Here is a 21,753-nt window from a genome sequence, read left to right as displayed (position 1 = left end):
GTCCGGCAGAACCGGCTGCCCCCATTCTCATGTGAAATTGTTACTCTTCCTCCGGCGCACTTCCCAGCACATAACCGCGCTCTTCCAATATTTCGCGTAGCTCATCAACCACCGCCCCCAGCTCTTTACCTTCCTCGTCGATCGTGATGTCCGCGTATTTCTCAAAATACGAGATCCTCTCATGGTAGAGATCCAGAAGTGTCATGCCGTCTTTCAGCGCTACGCCGCGGTCCTTGACATCGCCGACGCGTTTTACCAGCTCGTCATAGGTAATTTTCAGATAGACAACCAGTCCGATGGATTTTAAATGTTCCATCGCTTCCTTTCCGTAGATCACGCTGCCACCCGGTGCGATGACCGCCTGCTCGGCTTCCACCCCCGCGTTGACGCGGTTCTCCACATCGAGAAATCCGTCCAGTCCCTGTTCTTCGATGATCTCGCGCAGACGCTTACCTTCCTGTTCCTGAATCAGCAGATCCACATCTATAAAGGAATAGCCCAGTCTCTTTGCTAAAAGCACTCCGACCGTGCTCTTTCCTGCGGACGGCATACCAATCAAGGTTACATTATTTTTCATCTTTGGCACCTCTTCTTTTTCTTTACACTCCATCCAAATGTTCCAAGAAGCTCTGAAAGCCCATAATAGCCGCCATGCGAATACACAATCGGTTCCGCCTTTGCAAGCTCCAGGCTGCCGCGCTCGTTGAGCCACTGCTCGTCCACGCTGACACCCGTTACCTCTGCCAGAAACATATGATGTGACCCCAGTTCCTTGACTTCGGTCACCCGGCACTCGATCGCGACCGGGCTTTCGGCGATCACCGGCGCCTTCACCGTCTGCGCCGGAACCGGTGTGAGCCCTGTCTCCTTCCATTTATCCACATTCCTGCCGGAGCGGACGCCGCAGTAATCGGTCGCATACGCCATCGACTCCGTCGCCAGGTTGATGACAAACTCACCGCTCTCCCGCAGCATATGGTAAGAATAGCGCTCCGGGCGCACCGAAATGTACGCCATCGGCGGGTTCGTACAGATCGTGCCCGTCCAGGCAATCGTGATGATGTTGCTGTTTCCTTCGCAGTCCGCCACTGTGACCAGCACCGCCGGAACCGGATAAATCATATTGCCCGGCTTCCACTGGGCGCGCGGTCCCGGAGTGTTCCGGGTCTCCATCCGTTTTTTCAACTGTCCTTCCGGGTTCTGCCTTGCTCCTCCCCGGCGACGCTCTTCTGGCTTTCCAGCCGCTCTCTTCTGTGCCATCCCTATATCCTCTTAATCGTTGTCCGGGAGAAGTTTGATCCGGACCATGATCTGTTTCACCATGCTTCCTTCCGGCAGGCTCATATCATCGATATGCGTCTGTGCCGGCAGATCGCCCTCTTCCTCCAGCTCCAGGCTGATCCAGTTGTACGCTGCCTCCCGCGCATTTTCCACCGCATCCTCCAGATCCGGACCTTCCGCCTCGCAGCACTCCAAATCCGGGAAATATGCATCATACCCTTTTCCATCTTTCTTAGGCGTAAAAACCGCCGGATATACAAATGTCATGGTATCCTTCCTTTCCGTCCGACCTTCCTGCCCTACACGAACTATCACTGGATTTTCCGTATGAAACAATCCCGTCCGCGCACTGTCACCTGATTTACTGCTCCAGTGTCACTGTCAGTGCCGGAATCAGCTGTTTCTTTCTGGAAACAACGCCCGGCAGTGTTGCCGTCTGCTTCAGCTCTTCATTTGCATCACCTACGTGGAACGCATCTGCCACAACCTGTGCCGCCCCCTGTCCAACACAGAGAAGTTCGGTCGTCTCCGTCAGGATATTCGTCAGCATGAAGAAGAGCATATCCAGACCTTCGTCCTCACGCGCCTTCTCCATAAACGGCAGCATACGGTTCTTCAGCTTTCCAAGCTCCTCTGCATTCAGGGAGTTGATCTGACCGACGCCGAAGTTTGTCTTTCCAGCTGAGAATTTCTTGAAATCCAGATACAGAATCTCTGCATCGCTCTTGCCCTTTAACTCGCTGCCTGCCTCAAACATCTGGTTTGCGAACTCATCCAGCTTGATGCCTGCCATCTCAGCCAGAGAAACCGCTGCCGCCCGATCCATCGGTGTGCAGGTCGGAGAACGGAACAGAAGCGTATCGGAGATGATCGCACTGCAGAGCAGACCTGCGATGGTCTTGTCGATCTCCAGCCCCTGTTCGCGGTACATCTGGAAGATGATTGTTGCCGTACAGCCGAGCGGCTGGTTACGGAAGAAGACCGGTCCGACTGTCTCCACAGTACCCAGACGATGGTGGTCAATCAGTTCCAGGATATTGGCATTCTCGATGCCGTCTACCGCCTGGCCGCGCTCATTGTGATCGACCAGAATCACGTTCTTGCCGCGCGCACCCAGTAAGTTACGGCGGGAAATCAGGCCTTTGTATTTGCCTTCTTTATCGAGTACCGGGAAATGACGGAAACGCTTGCTTGCCATCACATCCTTAATATCATCGATGAAATCATCTGTATCGAAGGTGATCAGCTTCTCGGTCTTCATGAAATAGCTGATCGGCATACTCTGGTTAATGAGACGGGCTGCCGTGTAGGTATCATACGGAGTTGTGATGACGGTACAGCCGCGCTCCTGTGCCAGTTTTTTGATCGTCATGGAAACGCCAGCGCCCTCACACACGATGATACAGCTTGCACCCATCTCGATCGCGCACAGCTGCGACTCATAGCGGTTGCCGAGGATAACCAGGTCGTTCTCTTCAATATAATATTCCATCATATCCGGATTAGCTGCCGCAATCAGGACTTTTCCTTTATCAAAGTACGCTTTCTCATCGCCAACAAAAATCGCGCCCTCCAGGGTCTCGATGATATTTGCATACTGGGTGCATGCCTTGGAAAGAATGCTGCTGTCGTATACATTCATATAAGAACGGGTGATATCGCCGACTGTGATCAGACCTTCCAGTATATTCTTATCGGTAACAGCCGGAAGTGTTACCAGACCGTCCTCCTGCATCAGGTTCCATGCTTTTCTCAGGGAAATATTCTTGGAAACACCTGGAGTCTCGCGGATCTCAATATCCTTGACCTGCGTTTTGACGGATTTAATCAGTTTCGGCACATCTACCTTAAAGTAATCCAGTACGAAGGTTGTCTCCGGGTTCAGTTCTCCGGCACGGCACGGTACATATTCGCCACCCGTCTGAAGTGTTTTGAAATTCGCATAGCCGATTGCAGAACAAATCGAATCCGTATCCGGGTTTTTATGTCCAATTACAATCGTTTTCTTTGCTTTTTCTGCTGCCATTTTTTCCTCCTGATTCGCACCGTGCGCTGCAAATTCTGCCATTTTTCTTTCTATCCTCTGTTTTGATAGAGAAACCTCTGATTCATGAAACTTTTTTGTACAAAATCGCCAATTTTCATAATCTGTTTACACGGTGTTCATATTTTATTCATATCTTATTTTTATACTAAAAGCATAAAAGATTTCACTTTTCAAATTTGTTTTATAGTGATTTTGCACATAGATTTTTCATAATTGCCCCGGATGCTTGACCGCTCCGGGGTCTCCTCTTGTCTACAGCATCTTTCGGCATATCTGAACGTTTTTCTATCCCTATTTCCTTCAAACGTCCAGACCATTTACCCTGCACTCTGTCACTCAAAACAAGGCGCCTAATCTAAGATCAGTCTTGCCGCCCCATAGATACCTGCATCATTTCCCAATGTTGCCAGGCGAACCTCGCCCTTATTCTCAGAGATCGGGGTCAATTCGCGGTAATAGCGGTCAATCCAATCCGTTAAAAAAGTCCCCGCCTTGGATACACCGCCTCCGATGACGAAAATCTCCGGATCCACGGTCATCGAAATGGTCGCCAGCGCCCATCCGAGATAATAGCACACGGTGTCCATAACCTCCAGCGCCAGTGCATCCCCGGCTTTTGCCGCATCCAGCACATTTTTTGCGGTGATCGCATCACCGTAGGCACGCATCACCGATGCATCCGGCTTTGCTGCCATCTTCCGTCTCGCCTCCCTGGCGATACCGGTCGCGGACGCTACCTGTTCCAGACAGCCGTGTCCGCCGCAGTTGCAGGTTTCTTTCTCGCCCTCGCGGATATGGATATGACCGATCTCGCCGCCCAGTCCGTGGCGTCCTGCAACGATCTTCTGATCGTGTACCACGCCGCCGCCGACACCGGTTCCCAGCGTCACCATCACGATATCATGGCAGCCCTTGCCGCCGCCCTGCCACATCTCGCCGAGCGCCGCCACATTAGCATCATTACCGGAGCGGACCGGCATTCCATCTAATAACTCACTCAAAATCTTCTGCGGGTTCAGATCGCGCCATCCTAAGTTGACGCAGACCTCCACATAGCCGTCCGGCTGCACCGGCCCCGGAAATCCCATGCCTGCGCCGATCACGGCATCCATCGGGATTCCCCGCTCGTTCAATTTCTTCCTGATCGAAGCGGCTACATCCGGAAGAATGTACGCCCCATTCTCTTCCTTGCGGCTCGGAACCTCCCACTTATAAACAAGCGTTCCGTCCGTCTCAAAAATACCAATCTTAACCGTCGTTCCGCCGACGTCTATCCCAATACATTTTTTTTCCATGTCTGGATCCCTTCCCTTACGGCTGCACTGGCAGCCTTTCTTCTATGCCCTCATCTTTTTTCTGCGCTGGCTCTTATTATACGCAATGCATCCCCGTTTTGCAAGGTTTGGAAAGCAAAATACACCTGCCTGCCGGAGAAAGGCGCATTTCTGCTTAAGCAGTACCGCATTCTTTTCTGCCGACAGACAGGTGCCTGTCTTTTATCTTATTTTTCTTTCAAAATCAGCATTATTTCAGGCTCTTAGCCACCTCTACCACATGCTCAACGGTAAAGCCGAACTTCTTGAACAGAAGCCCTGCCGGTGCGCTGGCGCCGAAACTTTCCATCGCGATGATCTTGCCGTCTAAACCGGTGTACTTGTCCCAGCCGAAGCTTCCAAGCGCCTCTACTGCTACACGGCGGCGTACTTCTCTCGGAAGTACGGACTCCTTGTACTCCTCGCTCTGCTCCTCGAACAGATCCATACACGGCATGGAGACAACGCGGACTTTCTGACCTTCTGCTGCCAGAGTCTCTTTTGCATGAACCGCCAGAGCCACCTCGGAACCGCTGGCAATCAGAATTAACTCCGGTGTGCCCTCGCAGTCGTCGATGATGTAGCCACCCTTTAATGCCTCACGGCTGCTGCCTGCCATCGGCTCCAGATTCTGTCTGGTCAGCACCAGTGCGGTCGGTGTGTGCTCGGAAGTAACAGCACTGTACCAAGCTGCCTCTGTCTCGGTCGCATCACACGGGCGGAATACATGGAAGTTCGGCATCGCACGCAGCGCTGCCATCTGCTCGATCGGCTCATGGGTCGGTCCATCCTCGCCAACGCCGATGCTGTCATGCGTAAATACATAGGTCAGCGGCACGCCCATCAGTGCAGACAGTCTTGCCATCGGTTTGCAGTAATCACTGAATACAAAGAAGGTCGATACATACGCACGCAGACCGCCGTGCAGCATGATGCCATTTCCGATCGCTGCCATCGCAAGTTCGCGGACACCGAAGTGCAGGTTACGTCCAGCTCTGTCCTCCTTGGAGAAGTCGCCCGCATCCTTCATGTTGGTCTTGTTGGACGGTGCTAGGTCAGCAGAACCGCCAAACAGGTTCGGCAGAACATCCTTGATGTAGTTGATCAGGCGTCCGGAGATCGCACGGCTTGCTTCCGGTTTCTCCTGTTTTGCCCAGAATCCGGCGTCATCTTTCAGCGCCTCGCCCGCCTTTGCATTGTGATACTGGTTCCAAAGCGCTTCCATCTCCGGATATTCCTCGCAGTAAGCGGCAAACATCACGTTCCATGCAGCTTCTACCTCTGCCTTCTGCTCTGCGATCTCGGAGTAGTTTTTGTATACCTCTTCCGGTACGAAGAACGGCTCTTCGCTCGGCCAGTTTAAGTTCTTTCTGAGTGCTTCCACATTCTCCACGCCCAGCGGCTCGCCGTGTGCGCTCGCCTTGCCCTGTTTTGCCGGGCAGCCGAAGCCGATCTGCGTCTTGATGGTGATAAAGGACGGATGCTCGGTATCTGCCTTTGCAGCCTCGATCGCCTTGCCGATCGCGTCGATATCATTGCCATCTTCTACCGTGATCGTCTGGAAACCAAATGCCTGCATACGCTCCTGTACATTCTCACGGAATGCGATGTCGGTGCTTCCCTCGATGGAGATGCGGTTGGAATCATAGAGAACAATCAGCTTGGAAAGTCCCAGGGTACCTGCCAGAGAGAATGCCTCAGAGGAAATGCCTTCCATCATACATCCGTCGCCGCCCAATACATAGGTGTAATGGTCAACTACCGGATAATTTTCTTTGTTGAATACGCTTTCCAGATGTGCCTCAGCCATCGCCATGCCGACTGCCATACCCATACCTGCGCCCAGCGGACCGGTCGTTGCCTCAACGCCAACGGTATGACCATATTCCGGATGTCCCGGAGTCTTGGAATCTAACTGGCGGAAGTTCATCAGATCTTCTTTGGAAAGATTTCCGTAGCCAAACAGATGCAGCAGAGAGTACAGCAGCATGGAACCATGACCGCCGGATAAGATGAAACGGTCTCTGTTCTCCCACTTCGGGTTGGCTGGGTTATGGTTCATATGATGTGCCCACAGTTCATAAGCCGCTGCTGCACATCCCAGCGGAAGTCCCGGATGACCGGAATTTGCCTTCTGGATTGCGTCTGCGGATAAAATCCGGATCGCGTTTACGGATAATGTGTCAATCTGATTCATAAGTAACCTCCTGCTATGTATCTTAATTTTAAAAACTAAACGTGTGTTATTTGAGGCGGATCTCGCGCATCCGGTCGCCGCCGCTGATAATCAGTGAATTGAACGCGCGGCCGCGTGTTACCTGCGCCACAGAGAAATCAAACTCCCCGGCAAACCGCTCCTTGCCGGACAGACTGTAGACCCGACAGGAATTTTCGTTATTTAGGATGACGAAATCGCCCTGTATATTTATGTTACGCCACGAATACGAGAAATCTGCCGTACCCATAGCGGTTCCATCGGATTTAAACATGCTCAAACGGCTCTCACTTCCGCCCTCGGTGTTGTCCGAGATGACCGCCACATAGTCCTTCGACCATGCCACGCCGCGGACTTCCCCGTCGATCTCCGCCTGGCGCACCAGCGCCGGGCTTGTTACATTTTCCAAAGAGAAAAATGCCACCTGATCATCCGCAAATGCACACGCGTGATCCTCGTCGAGAAACCGGACGCGCGGACAGATGCTGTCTCCCAGCTCATCAAAACCTCCGACCAGACGGTCTGGATAATTCTTTCCATATTCGGAGAAATTGTAAAATACAATCCGGTTTTTGAGTGCCCCGTCCTGCAGATACAGGTCGGAAAGCATGACCTGCGTACCATCCGGCGATAAGGAAACGTCCATCAGGTAACCATTTCCCGACATAACCGTCTTGATCGCCCAGTCAAGCTCGCTGCCGTCTTTCTTGAAAAAGGTCACATACGAAGCATTGCTGTCCTCCACCAGCGCCGCCACGATGCCGTATGCCGATACGCTGACGCGCAGGATCGGCAGAAGCGTCGTCGCCTGTCCCTGGCTTCCGGTCTTGTCCACAATATAAATATCATTGCCCTGCTGGTCCCCGATCACGGCATAATCGCCGTTGACATAGCAGATCGGTGATTTCAGCTCATAACTCATCGACCAGACCGCCTTGCCGGACTTGTCCAGATAGGAAGCTCCGTCCTTCGTGTATTTCAGGACATTTTCCCCAAACGGGACAAATTCCGTCGTGCTGCTCTCACTCGCCGCAATCTCTTTTTCCCACGCCACCGTATAGTCCGTGTAGGCATGGTTATCTTTATAATACATAAAACCAGCCGCCAAAAGCGCCGCGATTAACACCGCCGTCAACACCCTGCGGAGACGTTTCCGTCTGGAATGGCGCTCGGCTTTCTCCGCCACCTCTTCCTCATTTTCCCCGTGGCTTATGCCCCGGCGGGGAAACATGTCCTGCGTGGCGGTGTCGATCACACGCCCTCTCAGCTGCTTTTTCTTCTGTTCCCGTTCAATCGGGTTCATCTCACTCATTTTTTTATCTCCTGTAGCTGGACTGCCATCTTGATTATACACTATTTTAGATGGTTTGGCATTATCTTTTTGCTATTCTCCGGACACATCCGGCAGCACCAGCGTCTGCCCTGCGATAATGCGGTTTTCATCGGTCAGATGGTTGACCGCAAGGATATCGTCCAGATGACGGATATTGCCATAAAGCTTAAAACAGATCCCATAGAGCGTCTCCCCGTCCCCGACCGTGTACGTGCCGCCGGGCTTCAAGTTTGTGACCGGATAGTCCTGTCCCGCCGTCGAATTGCCGCCCGGATTCGGCAGGTCGCGCTGTGCCTCCGGCTCCGGCAAAATGTACGGGGCTTTCGTCTCCGCCATTTTTCCGTCCTCTTCGCTCTGCCCGCCGGAAGCCTGTCCATTCTGTCTGCCTGCTATGGCAGTGCCCTCTGTATCTCCATCCGCCGCGCTCTCAAGTGTCCATTTATGCGCCTGTCCTCCGTTTTCCGCTGTTGTTCCGTCTGCATCCACATCGCCGCTCTCAAGCGGCGTCACACTGCCGCGGAGCTGTTCCACCGTGACCGCCTCTTTCCCGTCCGCAGTGCCCCGCACACCATCCGGGAGGACGGATACCAGCACACTCTCCATCTCGCGCATTTTCTGGTAATTGCCGAAAAGCACCACGCCGCCGGCAAGCACCGCGACCGAAAGCACGCCGCACAGCGTCCCCAGCGCCCGGATCGTCCCGTAACGCGACGCCGCCTCCTGCTGCCGCTCTTCCATCCGGTTACGGAAATCGCGGATCACCCGATCGCCGGTGCCTGTCTCCACCCGGCGGGCGTCCTTCCGCAGAATCATATAGTCCTGCATCATCTGGTTTTTCTCGTAGTATATATGATATCCTTTCAAACGGTAAAATCCGTCCTCCGACATCACATAGTATGCCGCCTCACCGTCCACACCGCTGTTTATGTACATAAGCTGGTTTTTCCCACCGAAATACTGCTTGTGCAGCCGCCAGTAGGTCAGGGGACTTAACATACACCCCGGCGCGCCGCAGATAAACCACCCCTGCACGGTCTTTTTCGGAAATGTCTCCTCCATCCGCTGGTATGCCTTTTTCCATGCCGCCTCCGAAAAGACAATCTTCTCCCCGGACGGCACAACCTCCTCCATCTCCAGCGCCCCGTCCACAAAGAGGCACGGAACCTCCTGCTGTGGATCCGAATTTCCGAGCAGCAGCCCGACCCGGAGTCCCGGTCCGCCGGATGGATATACCTGTTTCAAATACGTGTTTACATAATCCTCCACATACAACCGGACCACCTCATCCCGCTCGCCGATCTGCCGGATATTTTTCGGCAGTTCTGCGCGGGAACCAGAATATTCTCCCATATGTTCACCCCGCTATGATAGATTCTCCTGAAACCGGGTCTGTACTTGCTTCCATGATTTGATTGCTGCACCGTGCAGCATTTTCAGTGCTGAAAATACCTGCTCAAATACAGTAACATGATTTTCCGTAATTTCAGGAGTATGATGAATTTCTTTCCGCCTATCATAACGCCGATTGCATGCAAAATTTGTCAAACGGAGGCAGCATCCAGGCAAAAATTTTCGACAAGCCCGATCCCCGCGCTGATGCAGTCTGCCAGCTGCATGACGAGTGCCAGGCGGATACTCTGCAGCATCATCGGATCGTAATGGCTGCAGCCCGCCACGATCCCGGTGATAAAGAGATCTCCGACCGCGTGAAGCTCCTTGCAGACGCCAAGCCCCGGCTTTAAAGCCCCACGCCCCAGCGTGACATAGCCGACGTGGCTTTCATCGCCAACCGAGGCATCGACCGCCACCACCAGCGCATCCGGGTACCCATTTTTTAAAACCTGCACGTAATGTTCCAGGTTCATCGCGTGCACGGGGCGATCAAGTGTTCCAAATACCAGCGTACCGCGCCGCCGTTCCTGTTTAAGTTTATATCCGATCAACGGTCCCAGACTGTCTCCGGTCGAGCGATCCGTGCCGATGCAGAGGAAAACCAGTTTCTTTTTATGCCTTCGGGTCATTTCTTCCTGAATCAGCCCACTTAACTGCCCTGCCAGCTCTCCCACCGCGTCCCGGCGGGCTGAATTGTAGTAATATATCTCCGGACTGCCACCGAACCGGCTGCGTCCCCGTCTGTTCATCTCCCACACCGTCCTGTTTTCTCCCTGCCTGTTGGACAGGGGTTGTTTTACCTTTATTATAGGCGGGGTGGCAGGAAATTATGCGAAAATTGAAGGCTATATACACGGACGAAAAAAGATGTGACAGAAGGCAGCTTTACAGCGCCCGGTGTCACATCTTTTTTCTGGTTGTTCCTATATCTAATTATTTATTTTTATGAAATAATTTCCACAGTTTACTTTCCGCCGCGTTCGCGGTACTCTGCGATGACCTCGCTTAAATTAACGGCTGTGCTGTTATCCAGAATATGTTTTAGCGCGTCCAACTTTTCTGGATTCAGAAATTCCTTGCCTAAGTAGCACTCGTAGGTATCTGTGATAAAGATTCTCTTTTCCTTGATTACCGTCTCGGTATAGTGCAGGCGGCTCTCGACCTCCTGATGGCCTTCTTTGAGTTGTTCGAGCTTTGCACGGCTGTTGCTGGTGATCTCATCGGTCAGGATGGTTTTTGTCACATTTTCGAAGGTGTTTAATGCGTCCTTTTTCTTCTTCGCCGTCTCCTCCAGATCCTGCTCCATCTGGGAGATCTCATCGTCGTATTTTTCCAGATCGTAGAGCGCTTCACTGCGATCCCGGCGGATCGAGGAGGTGATCACCGCGATCTTGCGGTTGTTCGCCGCGATCAGACTGCGGATCGAACGTCCTTCCTGCAGCGCCGCCAGATGGCGATCCTTCGTCCAGTTTCCAATCAGGATATACAGTCCGCCAAAAACAACCACATCCACGCCGTAGATCATCGCCAGGTATAAAGTCTTCTGTTCTGGAAGCAGCTTGTAGATGCCGCACGGGATCAACAGGAAACAGATCGCAAAGGTAATCAACACCGTCAGAAATTCTTTGAATCCCCTCGGGAAATACAGCGCATAGTACAGTGGGCTTTTGCAGACAAATGGAACACGATCCGACTGGAACAGCGTCCGCATCCGCACGGAAAGCTCTCGGTTGTGCGCGTGAAGCTCCTGCGTTTCTTCCTTAATCCGCTCCTTGATGCCCTGGTTTTTCGCCTTTTCGCGGCGTGTCCGCGTGCGTTTCAGCTTATCCTGCAGCTTCCCAAGCTCATCGTCATAGCTTTTTTCAATCTCATCCCGGCGCCTTTTCACGGTCGAATTCACGGCATCCGCCACCGCTTTCCGCTCCGTCTCCAGCACGCGCAGACGCTTTTTCTCTTCCTGAGCAAGCGTCTCCTCCTGTTTTTCAAACTCCGCCAGCTCCACCACTGCCTGTCTGGCGTCTTCCAGAAATGTTTTCACATCCGTTATCGCCTGTGCCATCTCGCCCCTCCCGGTCTTTGTCTTTTTGTAACGGCTGCCTGCCCTTTATTCTTCCAGCACCTGTATCTCCAGATAATCGAAATCGATGCTCTCGATAAAGTTGTCCTGGGTAAAACGCGCCTTATCGTGACGTTTGAACTCCTCGATCGTCTTATCCAGCCAGACCGGATGCCCCAGATCAAAGGCATAGCAAATCTGGTCGATCGCGTCAAACACCATCGCCGTTCTCGACATTGTATAATCACCGTTGCTGATCACAATATCCCTAAGCATCCGGTTTTCCTTCATCATTTTTCCCCAAAGACGAAACATCCTGCCGTTCCTTTCCCGCTGTCAAATTTCATTTTTACCGTGTCCGGATGTTCTCTCCGGACATCTTTTCTCACAATCTTATGTCCAGTATATCAGCTTTTTTAAGAGTTGACAAGGCGGGGCTTTTCGGCAAAATTCACTGCCACTGTGTCATCGTGCAGCACTTCCCATTTTCAAAAGAAACTGCAGATCTTCCTCAATCCCCCGCACATTTCCAGAAACGTCCATCGCATACTCCATGACCCACTCGGCATCCGGCGTCGCCTGCTTTGCCAGTTTTAAAAAGCAGTCAAAATCAAGTGTTCCCTCATGAATCCTCTGATGGCTGTCGTGGACACCGTCGTTGTTGTGGAGATGGTACGCCACAATCTGGTCCGCCAGCGCGTTTACGACCCGCTTAAGCGACCAGCCGTTCGCCCAGGCGTGCCCGATGTCGATGAGCACCGCATACTGTTCCCGGCGGCACAGATCGATAAATTCCTGCTCATCGAAGAGACGGTTTCCGCGCTCCAGAACTCCGGCATTCTCCACGACCACCTGGGTTCCCGCCTCCTCACACAGCTGTTTCACGGTGTGATAATTTTCACAGGAAACACGGCCGCGGTCTTCCTTCTCGCCCGGTATGATGCGGCAGTTGTTGTGATGATAAACGAGATATTTGCTTGAAAGCTCTTTCGCATACGAAAGCGTCTTTTCAAGCAGCTCCATCGTGCGCGCATACTCTACAGTCCCCTCCGCTGCCGAATGCTCTGCCTGATAATATGGACCATGGAAGCTGACCGGGACTTCCTTTAAGAGCGGCATGGCGTCCCGCAGGTTCTTCTCAAAGCATTCCTCATGAAACATCGGAAACACCTCGACTCCCACCTGTCCAGGAAACCGTTTGAGATACGGAAGAACCTGACCGAACTCGCTGCCTTTATACATATTAGTGCTGATAAGAATTTTTCTCATGATTGCATGTCTCCTCTTCAAAATATACGTTCATAATCTTGTTTTGAAAACACTTTTTTCGCTCTATTATCTCTATTCTTACTGGGCGATCGCCTTTTCCAATTTCGGCACCGCCAGCTTTTCCTGTGCGCGGATCACCATCTCCGGGTAACCGAGCGATTTCTCCGTCCCGCGGTCAAACAGATGCAGCTTTTCCGTCTCCACATGGATGTATACCTTCTCACCCGGCTGTGGAATCTCGCCCTCGCGGATGGCAATCAGCTCGTTCTTGTCTCCCTCGACCTGAATATAAACACCGTACCGGTTTCCGTAATCCTCCACGTAACGGACCATGCCCTCGATCAACCGCTCCTGCGGGGTGCGGCTCATCATCACGTGTTCCGGGCGGACACCGGCGTACAGCAGTCCCGACGGGCACTGCGCGGCGATCCGCTGCCAGATACCCGGAAGTTCTACCTTCTGTTTCCCGATGACAAGCGCCCCGTTATGATATTCCGCCTCCACGATATTCATGGACGGCGAACCGATAAACTTCGCACAGAACACGCTTGCCGGACGATTGTACACGTGTGACGGGGTATCGAGCATTTCCATCTTGCCCCGGTACATGAGCGCGATCCGATCGCCAACCGTCATCGCCTCGATCTGGTCGTGCGTAACGTAGACTAACGTCGGGTGGTACATTTCATGGATTTTTACCAGTTCTTTTCTCGCACGCATCCTAAGCTGTGCATCCAGGTTTGACAGCGGCTCGTCCAGAAGGAAATAGTCGGCGCGCTTTACCACGGCTCTCGCCAATGCCACTCTCTGGCGCTGTCCGCCGGAAAGCTCCTTCGGCTTCCGATCCTCCAGCCCTTCCAGTTCCAGCATTTTGAGGACTTCTTTTAAGCGCGCATCGATCTCATTCTCATCCATCTTGTGCGCTTTTAAACCATATATGATATTATTCTTGACGCTCATATGCGGAAACAGCGCATAGTTTTGAAACACCATCGAGACACCGCGCTCGCCGCACGGCACATCGTTTACCACCTGGTCGCGCATCCACAGGTTTCCGGCGGTCACATTTTCCAGTCCCGCAATCATGCGAAGTGTCGTCGATTTTCCACAGCCGGACGGACCTAATAAAATCAGGCGTTCGCCCTCCTTTACCTCCATGCAGAGGTCCTCCACGACCACATTTTTGCCATACGCTTTTTTAACATTTTCAAATACAATATTTTTCATTGAATTAATCTATCCCTTTCTTATGTCCGACGCAATCTCCCGTTATCCCTTCAATCCAGACGCCGCAAATGTATTGATGATATAGCGCTGGAAAATGATATACAGTACCAGCGGAATCAGCATCGTGAGCACCGACACCGCCATCGCGATCGTAAATTCCGTACCGCCCTCGGCGCTGATGTACATCTGCAATGCCAGCGACAGCGTATAATTTTCCTTGGATTTTAAGATCAGCACCGGCCACACATATTCATTCCACGAATTGATAAAGAAAATAATGCCGGTGGAAATAATGGACGGACGCACCAGCGGAATCACAATGTCGCGCATGATTTTCATGTGCCGGATATTTTCCATCCGTGCCGCCTCAATGAGTGCCAGCGGGATTCCACGCATTGCCTGGCGCAGCAGGAAAATTCCCAGCACATCCGCCAGCTGCGGCAGTGCGACGCCCCAGATGCGATCGCGCAGACCGATCTTAGAGATCAGAAGATAATTTGGAATCATCGTGACCGTAAACGGGATGAACAGCGTGCTTAACATAATAAAATACAAAAATCCTTTTCCCTTAAACCGGAAATAGACGAACGCATACGCCGCCAGAAGTCCCGTAATTGTCTTAAAAATCGTGACCGTCGATGCGATCAGAAACGTATTCAGCGTGATTTTCACAAACGGCAGTTTGTCAAATACATGCCGGTAATTTTCCAGCGTCGGATGCAGCGGAATCACCTGAAAAACCGTGTTGAACGCCTCCTGCATCGTCTTGAAAGAGTTGGAAATTGCAAATACGATCGGCATCAGAAGGAGGAAAACGACCACCACCAGAAACAGATGCCAGCCGATCTGTCTGTCTTTAGTTTTCATAGTAAACCCCCTTTTCTACAAACCGGAATTCCAGCACCAAAAGAATGATAAAGAGTGCCATCGTCATGACCGATACCGCCGAGGAAGTTCCTGTTTTATAGAGTGTAAACGCCTCATGGTACGACATATAAATCAGGTTCGAACTGGCATAGTTCGGTCCTCCCTGTGTGACGACCTTGATCGGCGTGAACACATACTGGAGTCCCTGCACGATCGTCGTAATAAACACATAGATTCCAGTTGCAGAACTCATCGGCACGACGATATCCTTAAAAATCTTCCACATCGGCACATTTTCCAGACGCGCCGCCTCGATGACCTCCATTGAGACACCGGAGACACCCGCCAGAATGTTGATGAAATTGTAGCCAAACGTCTTCCAGGTCGTGATAATGCAGAGTACCGCGATGACCCAGCCCTCCGTTTTCGACCAAAACGGCAGTTTCAGCCCAAACCAGCCTGCCACAATCGCGACTGGACCCGAAATCGGATTCAGAATCCATGTATACAGAATCGAGCCGACGACCAGCGAAATCACACTCGGCAGGAAAAAGACCGCCTTGTAAAAACTCTGTCCCTTTTTGATGACGCACGAAAGAATGAATGATAAAATGTACGGCATCACAAAGTTAAACACCAGAAGAATCACGATGTACCAGAATGTATTGCCAAAGATTTTCCATGTATTCGGATCCTTCAAAACGGAAATATAATTCCCCAGTCCCACAAACTTCTTGACCGGCTTTACCATGTTCCACTCAAAAAAGCTCAAATACAGCGTGTAAAAAAGCGGATAAAACATAAATACCGCAAACATGACGAACGACGGCAGCAAAAAAACATATCCAAGCGCTGCCTGTTTTTTGTCCTCCCGATTCAAACTATTTCCTCCATTCCAATGCATTTTATGAAGGGGCTGCCGCCAAACAGCTCTTTCGCGCTCCGGCCGCTTCCTGCGTCTTATCTGCACGCAGTCCATTCTGCCAAAACACGTTCTGCTATTCCGCAACAACCCCATTCTCATTTCTGTCCTAAATTTTGTAATGATTTTTCTGCCACCCGAAAGCCGTTCCAAGCGTCAGGCTGCCTGTCCCTACTGTGCATCCAGCAGCTGGTTGATCGCATCCTGTGTGCTCGTCATACCATCTTTCGCAGATACCTGACCGCCCAGAATCTGGTCTCTCATATCCAGAAGAAGCTGCTCTGCCTCAAGGCCTGCATCGCCCGGGAATGCGGTCCATGATACAACGCCGTCCATCTGCTCAATCGCTGCATTCATCATTGTGTTCTCAGCCAGAAAATCTTTCAATCCATTTTCTGCCTCTGCCACATCTTTTCTCGGCGGTACATAACCGGTTCCCTCGGTCCATGCTGCCATTGATTCTACGCTGTAAAGATACTTTTCAAACTCCCATGCCGCCTGAATCTGCTCGTCGCTCTGCGCGGTGATGGCTAAGAAACAGCCGCCTGCCGGAACCTTGCGCTCCTTGTCGTTCCACAGCGGGGATTTCACGGTTGCTACGTCAAACTGTGCCCCCTTCTGTACGGAAGCGCGTCTCGCAATGGTGGTGTAAAGCATCGCGCAGTTGCCGTCGATAAAGCTCTGGCAGCCCTCTTCCCATGAAACATGAAGGGCAGAACCATCTTTTACCATATCCTGCATCATCTGCATTGCCGCAATGCCGTCCTCGGTTGCAAAGCTTGCTTTTTTCTTGCCGGATGCATCCGCAGTCAACATATCCGCTCCCGCGCTCTCAACCAATGCCTGCTGCGCCCAGAAGTCTGCCGGTTCCTGCATATAGAAACCATATTTTCCTGTCTTCTCTTTGACTGCCTCGGCAAATTCCTGTACTTCCTGCCAGGTCTCCGGTCCATCTTCGGAAAGGCCCGCTTCTTTTAAGAGATCTTTATTGATGTAGAGAACCGGGCTGCTTAAGGAGTACGGGATTCCGACCTGCTCGCCGTTGCTGTTGACCGCCAGGTCTAAGACATTTGGAAGGAAATTGTCGGTTAAGAAATTTGCATCCTCGCTGTCGAATTTATCAATCGCATCCTGCGGCGCCACATAGTCAAAGTTATTGGAGAAATAATCCAGAAATGCCCAGCCAATCTGAACAAGCGCCGGTGTATTTCCGGTCGCCGCTTCCGCCTGCAGATTCTGCATCAGACCTTTGTACATATCCGGGTTGTATTTCGCTACTACCTCGATGTGATCATTTTCCTCATTAAATTTCTTTACCAGATCGTCTACGACCAGACCTCCCTGGGTTTCTGCGTTACAGTGCCAGTATTCAATCACCGTTTTATCGCCGGATGCCGCCTTCTCTGCCCCGCTCTCTCCGGACGCGCTCTGTGTGTCGCTGCTTCCTGTCGCCGAGCAGGATGCCTGGCTGCATCCTGCCATCAATGTCATCGTGCCTGCCATCGCAAGCGCCATCAGACGTCTCATACTTACCTTCATTCGTTCTCCTCCTGCTGCGGTGTCCCATCTCCCAGTCTGTCTTACCTTGGAACCAGCCATCTATGTCAAAATCGTGATCGGGAGTCCTTTGCCGCGCTTCTCTTCTGTCAAATCACTTGTGCTGTGTCCAGATTCTATCTTAAAGATGGTTTGTAAAATGCAGGAGGTGATTTATGTAAAAATTATCTATAATTTTTGAAAATTGTTTTTTCGAGGTTCTGCGGCATAAAAGAATGTGCCTTTTTGTGTAATGGGGAATTCCAAGGAATTTCCTATTACACAAAAAAACGCCTCTATCAGTTTTTGCTGATAAAAGCGTTTTTTATTCTATGTTCCGTTTTCTATGTTTATATCCGGGCTGCAGTTTCCTTCATGGAACATGCCGGAGAGAATGCCGCAGAACGCATACTTTTTTATATGTCCGCCCCCTACAGTCTCTTAAGCAGCGCCTCTCTCGCTTCCTCATAGCCCGGTTTGCCAAGCAGTGCAAACATATTTTTCTTATAGCTCTCTACGCCCGGCTGGTTGAATGGATTGACACCCAGAAGGTATCCGCTGACGCCGCAGGCAAATTCAAAGAAATAGAAGAGCTGTCCCAAGCTGTATGCATCCATCGCCGGGATCGTCACTTTCAGGTTCGGCACACTGCCGTCGGTATGTGCCAGAATCGTGCCGTTCATCGCACTCTTGTTGACGAAATCCACGCTCTTGCCAGCCAGATAGTTCATACCGTCCGTGTCAACATCTTCTTTCTTCAAAATGATCTCCGCCGGAGATTCAGCCACTTCCAGAACTGTCTCAAACATGATTCTCGCGCCATCCTGGATGAACTGACCCATCGAATGAAGATCGGTCGTTAAATCAACCGCTGCCGGGAAAATACCTTTCTGATCCTTGCCCTCGCTCTCGCCGTAGAGCTGTTTCCACCACTCCGATACATAGTGCAGGCTCGGCTCATAGTTTGCCACAATCTCGACCTGTTTGCCCTTCCGGAGCAGAATGTTGCGGACCGCCGCATATAACAGAGCAGAATTCTTCTCAAACGGAGTCTCCAGTGCATTCTTTCTCGCGTCTGCCGCGCCCTGCATCAACGCATCTATATCCGCGCCGCTGACCGCGATCGGAAGCAGACCGACTGCCGTCAGGACGGAGAAACGACCGCCAACATCATCCGGAACCACGAAGGACTCGTAGCCCTCTTCATTTGCCAGATTCTTGAGTGCGCCCCGCGCCCGGTCTGTCGTCGCGTAGATTCGCTTGTTTGCCTCTTCTTTACCATATTTCTCAATCAGCATCTCCTTAAATACACGGAATGCGATCGCCGGCTCCGTTGTCGTACCGGACTTGGAAATAATATTGATAGAGAAATCTTTTCCATCGACCAAATCCATCAGATCATGGATGTATTTGCTGCTAATGCTGTTGCCAACAAAGTAAATCTCCGGTGTTTTTCTTTTTTCTTTCGGAAGATTATTGTAAAAACTATGGGACAGGAACTCGATCGCCGCTCTTGCGCCCAGATACGAACCGCCGATACCGATTACCAGCAGGACATCGGAATCCTTCTGAATCTTCTCCGCAGCTTTTTTGATGCGTCCGAACTCTTCCTTATCATAGTCCACCGGAAGGTCGATCCATCCAAGAAAATCATTGCCCGCGCCGGTCTTTTCTACCAGCGTCTCTCTTGCCGCCTGCACGCCCGCCTTGATACCGGCGATCTCTTCCTCATGAATAAATGCAGCTGCTTTTGAATAATCAAAGATCACATCTTTTCCCATATGTTTCCTCTCCTTTGCATTTCAGCCGTCCGCAGGCGGCGTGATTACTTTGTCAAAAACTTAACTTATCTTTATTATAGCAATCTGGACACCCATGTGCAACCGATTTTCAGTTGGAATCATTATTTACAATCCCGATAAATACTCCCTCATAATATCCCCCAGAACCTGCGCCTCCTCGCGGCTCAAACCTTTCATCCAGTCACCCGCATTTGCCTCGCCATTTCGTGTTTTCCGCGTATCCCGGCTTGCTGCAATCTGGTCGAGGCTCTGCTTCAAATACTCCATTTCCTTGTCGCCGGGACGCTCCTTCGCTTCCTGCCTGGGACCCGTATTGTTTCCCGTTTCATTTCCTGATACCATCCGGCGATCCGTAAGATGCCCATCTGTCTCATGCTTGTCCCGTTCCTCCGATTCGCACGGTGCAGTGCGAACTGCCCGCATCAGATTCTGTGCCCGTGCATCCCGCTCACGGAACGGATTCACTCTCATCGCTGTCCGCGATTTTCCTTTTTCAAACTCCGTTTCTCCCAGATCCCGATTATTCGTTTCTGCGTCATCCCGACTGCTCACACCACGCTCTGCCCGCAAAGCACTCTGCAGCCGTTTCGGCATTTCCCGCACATTCGAATCCGCGCCAGCAATTCCGCCGGATACTCCAGAAGCTCCTGACATTTCCTGTCCGCGCGTCTCCTTCTCACGTGCCGCCCGAAGGAACACCGAATTATCCACATACTCCAAAAGCGCCGTTTCCAGCCGCTGCTGTTTCTGGTCAATCTGGAAACAGCTCTCGATAAATGCCAGAAACAGACCGCTCATGACAGCTGCCGACGCATACAGCACAATATAGCTCGCATCCAGCTCATACCAGTACGCCAGAAATGCCTCCGCTGCTCCGGTCAGAAGCCCTAAAAGCACCATTTCCATTGACACGCCGTTCCACGCATCCAGCGAAATATGTAAAAATGAAAATCCGTCAATCTGCTTGTCCAGATATGCCTGCGTGTTCACGATGTTCTGTCCCAAGCGGCAGGTATTTTCCAACCGCTGCTTCAGATTTTGAAGATTCTTGTTCCGGGTCATCGCCATGTTGTCAGTTTCTTTTAATAATCTTTTGTAGAGGCTCCGTGTAATCAACTTGCTGACAAATCCGATCATTCCGATCGCCGCAAGAACGGACAGCGCTTTTCCAGTTTGTAAAAATTCCAGCATAAAAAAGCTCCCCTTTCTCTACTTCCGGATCACTTCCGGATGGCTTGCCACAGGTCAGGTTTAGGCGCTTCGCAGTTTGTCTCTTGCAATTTGCTTTTTACAATCTGCTTTTTGCATTCTGCTTTTCACATTCTGTTTTTTGCGCCTGTCAAATCCCGCCTGCATCGTGGCTTTATTATATCCGCCGAAAGAGTCTTTGTGAAGATGAGAAAGGGGAAAATCGTTCGTCAAATTCTGCCTTAATTCGATTTTTATAGGTATTAATAATGCGTATCATGCAAAATTTCTGGTTGTTAAAAATTCCGTCTGTGAATCATATTTATGACTCATTATGCCTCATACCGGGATGCCATTTCAAGCAGTAGGTTTACCGAATGCTTGATCGCCTGCGCCTCAAATGCCGCATAGTCCATACCTGCGCTGTCATCCGCCTTATCTGAAATGGCACGGATAATCAGGAACGGGATTCCGTTTAAATATGCCGCCTGTGCGATCGCTGCGCCCTCCATCTCGGTACAGCTTGCGCTAAACTGCTCGATCAGCCACTCCTTTTTTGCCTTATCCGAGATAAACTGGTCGCCGCTTACCACGCGTCCCGGAAATGCCTGAATCTCCGGATTGACCTTCTGGTTGCACTCAATCGCCAGCTCGCGCAGCTTCTCATCCGCCTCAAATGCAAAGGTATCTACACGCGGAATCTGTCCGATCCGGTATCCAAATCCGCTCGCATCCATATCATGCTGCACCGCATCCGTCGATACAACGATATCGCCAATGTTGATCTCTGCACGCAGGGAACCGGCGATACCTGTGTTCACAATCGCACTGATATGGAACCGATCCGCCAGAATCTGACTGCACATACCTGCATTTACCTTGCCGATACCAGAGCGAACCACAACTGCGTCCTTTCCGCCCAGTTTGCCCTGATAAAAATCCATACCGGCTACACTTGTCACGGTAACATCCGTCATTTTCTCCTTGATCTGAGCCACCTCTTCATCCATCGCTCCGATGATTCCTAACATCTGTTTGCCCTCCTGTTTTTCTGTTCTTTATTCTTCTGCCTTTCTTTTATAGATTTATAGAAAAAGAAATTCTTACTATTTGATCTTCTGCGCTTATACCCCTGCATCTCTTTCCTCAAATCCATTGGCTGACTCGGCTCTACAGTCAGTGTGTGCCTGCACCATCATTTTTCATTTGAAAATCGTTCATTTACTTTATAATAGCGCAGCCGCATCGTTACCATGTATACCTTGTACAAACAATAACACCGTATCTTTTCATGAGTATACTGGA

19 protein-coding genes are annotated in these 21,753 nt (G+C 51.3%); all 19 read right to left on the bottom strand.

Annotation, left to right across the window (positions count from 1 at the left end; translation table 11 throughout):
* Nucleotides 1-40: 40 nt before the first annotated feature.
* Nucleotides 41-577: a shikimate kinase gene (locus tag DXB70_RS10005; protein WP_022360009.1), complete on the bottom strand. Its 537-nt coding sequence runs from the start codon at nt 575-577 to the stop codon at nt 41-43.
* Entirely contained in the window at nt 574-1,260 is a 687-nt protein-coding gene (locus DXB70_RS10000) for a flavin reductase family protein (protein WP_333489860.1), read from the bottom strand. The genes DXB70_RS10005 and DXB70_RS10000 overlap by 4 nt, the downstream gene beginning before the upstream one ends.
* A 12-nt stretch (nt 1,261-1,272) precedes the next feature.
* The gene (locus DXB70_RS09995; RefSeq protein ID WP_107001743.1) at nt 1,273-1,548 is read right to left on the bottom strand and encodes a type II toxin-antitoxin system HicB family antitoxin; all 276 of its coding nucleotides are present in this window, start codon (nt 1,546-1,548) and stop codon (nt 1,273-1,275) included.
* A gap of 94 nt (nt 1,549-1,642) precedes the next feature.
* Nucleotides 1,643-3,307 (bottom strand): putative manganese-dependent inorganic diphosphatase, encoded by a 1,665-nt coding sequence (locus DXB70_RS09990; protein WP_118652766.1) that lies wholly within the window; start codon nt 3,305-3,307, stop codon nt 1,643-1,645.
* 371 nt (nt 3,308-3,678) lie between these two features.
* The gene (locus DXB70_RS09985) at nt 3,679-4,623 is read right to left on the bottom strand and encodes an ROK family glucokinase (RefSeq protein ID WP_117796613.1); all 945 of its coding nucleotides are present in this window, start codon (nt 4,621-4,623) and stop codon (nt 3,679-3,681) included.
* Between the two features lie 229 nt (nt 4,624-4,852).
* A complete protein-coding gene (tkt, locus tag DXB70_RS09980; RefSeq protein ID WP_022360014.1) occupies nt 4,853-6,838 on the bottom strand; it encodes a transketolase in 1,986 nt (661 codons plus the stop codon).
* Nucleotides 6,839-6,884: 46 nt separating this feature from the next.
* Complete coding sequence (locus DXB70_RS09975) at nt 6,885-8,168, bottom strand: DUF5711 family protein (protein WP_022360015.1); 1,284 nt, start codon at nt 8,166-8,168, stop codon at nt 6,885-6,887.
* 72 nt (nt 8,169-8,240) lie between these two features.
* Nucleotides 8,241-9,539 carry a LysM peptidoglycan-binding domain-containing protein gene (locus DXB70_RS09970; protein ID WP_118523954.1) on the bottom strand — a complete coding sequence of 433 codons (1,299 nt, stop codon included), beginning with the start codon at nt 9,537-9,539 and terminating at the stop codon, nt 8,241-8,243.
* A gap of 191 nt (nt 9,540-9,730) precedes the next feature.
* Nucleotides 9,731-10,330, bottom strand: coding sequence for a spore protease YyaC (gene yyaC, locus DXB70_RS09965; protein ID WP_107001747.1), 600 nt, complete (start codon nt 10,328-10,330; stop codon nt 9,731-9,733).
* A 215-nt stretch (nt 10,331-10,545) separates the two neighbouring features.
* A complete protein-coding gene (locus DXB70_RS09960) occupies nt 10,546-11,640 on the bottom strand; it encodes a hypothetical protein (RefSeq protein WP_118638414.1) in 1,095 nt (364 codons plus the stop codon).
* Nucleotides 11,641-11,685: 45 nt separating this feature from the next.
* Entirely contained in the window at nt 11,686-11,952 is a 267-nt protein-coding gene (locus DXB70_RS09955) for a hypothetical protein (protein ID WP_107001749.1), read from the bottom strand.
* Between the two features lie 150 nt (nt 11,953-12,102).
* A complete protein-coding gene (locus DXB70_RS09950; protein ID WP_243099946.1) occupies nt 12,103-12,906 on the bottom strand; it encodes a sugar phosphate isomerase/epimerase in 804 nt (267 codons plus the stop codon).
* A 78-nt stretch (nt 12,907-12,984) separates the two neighbouring features.
* Nucleotides 12,985-14,133: an ABC transporter ATP-binding protein gene (locus DXB70_RS09945; protein WP_118673223.1), complete on the bottom strand. Its 1,149-nt coding sequence runs from the start codon at nt 14,131-14,133 to the stop codon at nt 12,985-12,987.
* Nucleotides 14,134-14,175: 42 nt separating this feature from the next.
* On the bottom strand, nt 14,176-15,000 hold the full coding sequence (locus DXB70_RS09940; protein ID WP_022360021.1) for a carbohydrate ABC transporter permease: 825 nt from the start codon (nt 14,998-15,000) through the stop codon (nt 14,176-14,178).
* On the bottom strand, nt 14,990-15,880 hold the full coding sequence (locus DXB70_RS09935) for a sugar ABC transporter permease (RefSeq protein ID WP_118673222.1): 891 nt from the start codon (nt 15,878-15,880) through the stop codon (nt 14,990-14,992). Before DXB70_RS09935 ends, DXB70_RS09940 begins: the two co-directional genes overlap by 11 nt.
* A gap of 213 nt (nt 15,881-16,093) precedes the next feature.
* Nucleotides 16,094-17,461 carry an ABC transporter substrate-binding protein gene (locus DXB70_RS09930; RefSeq protein ID WP_118673221.1) on the bottom strand — a complete coding sequence of 456 codons (1,368 nt, stop codon included), beginning with the start codon at nt 17,459-17,461 and terminating at the stop codon, nt 16,094-16,096.
* 428 nt (nt 17,462-17,889) lie between these two features.
* Nucleotides 17,890-19,239 carry a glucose-6-phosphate isomerase gene (locus tag DXB70_RS09925; protein ID WP_107001753.1) on the bottom strand — a complete coding sequence of 450 codons (1,350 nt, stop codon included), beginning with the start codon at nt 19,237-19,239 and terminating at the stop codon, nt 17,890-17,892.
* Nucleotides 19,240-19,365: 126 nt separating this feature from the next.
* Nucleotides 19,366-20,451: a hypothetical protein gene (locus DXB70_RS09920; protein WP_118673220.1), complete on the bottom strand. Its 1,086-nt coding sequence runs from the start codon at nt 20,449-20,451 to the stop codon at nt 19,366-19,368.
* Nucleotides 20,452-20,780: 329 nt separating this feature from the next.
* Nucleotides 20,781-21,479: a 5'-methylthioadenosine/adenosylhomocysteine nucleosidase gene (locus tag DXB70_RS09915; RefSeq protein ID WP_022360026.1), complete on the bottom strand. Its 699-nt coding sequence runs from the start codon at nt 21,477-21,479 to the stop codon at nt 20,781-20,783.
* Nucleotides 21,480-21,753: the final 274 nt, after the last annotated feature.

Source organism: Clostridium sp. OM05-5BH, assembly GCF_003481505.1.
Taxonomy (GTDB): domain Bacteria; phylum Bacillota; class Clostridia; order Lachnospirales; family Lachnospiraceae; genus Otoolea; species Otoolea fessa.
This window is presented reverse-complemented; position numbering and strand designations above follow the sequence as displayed.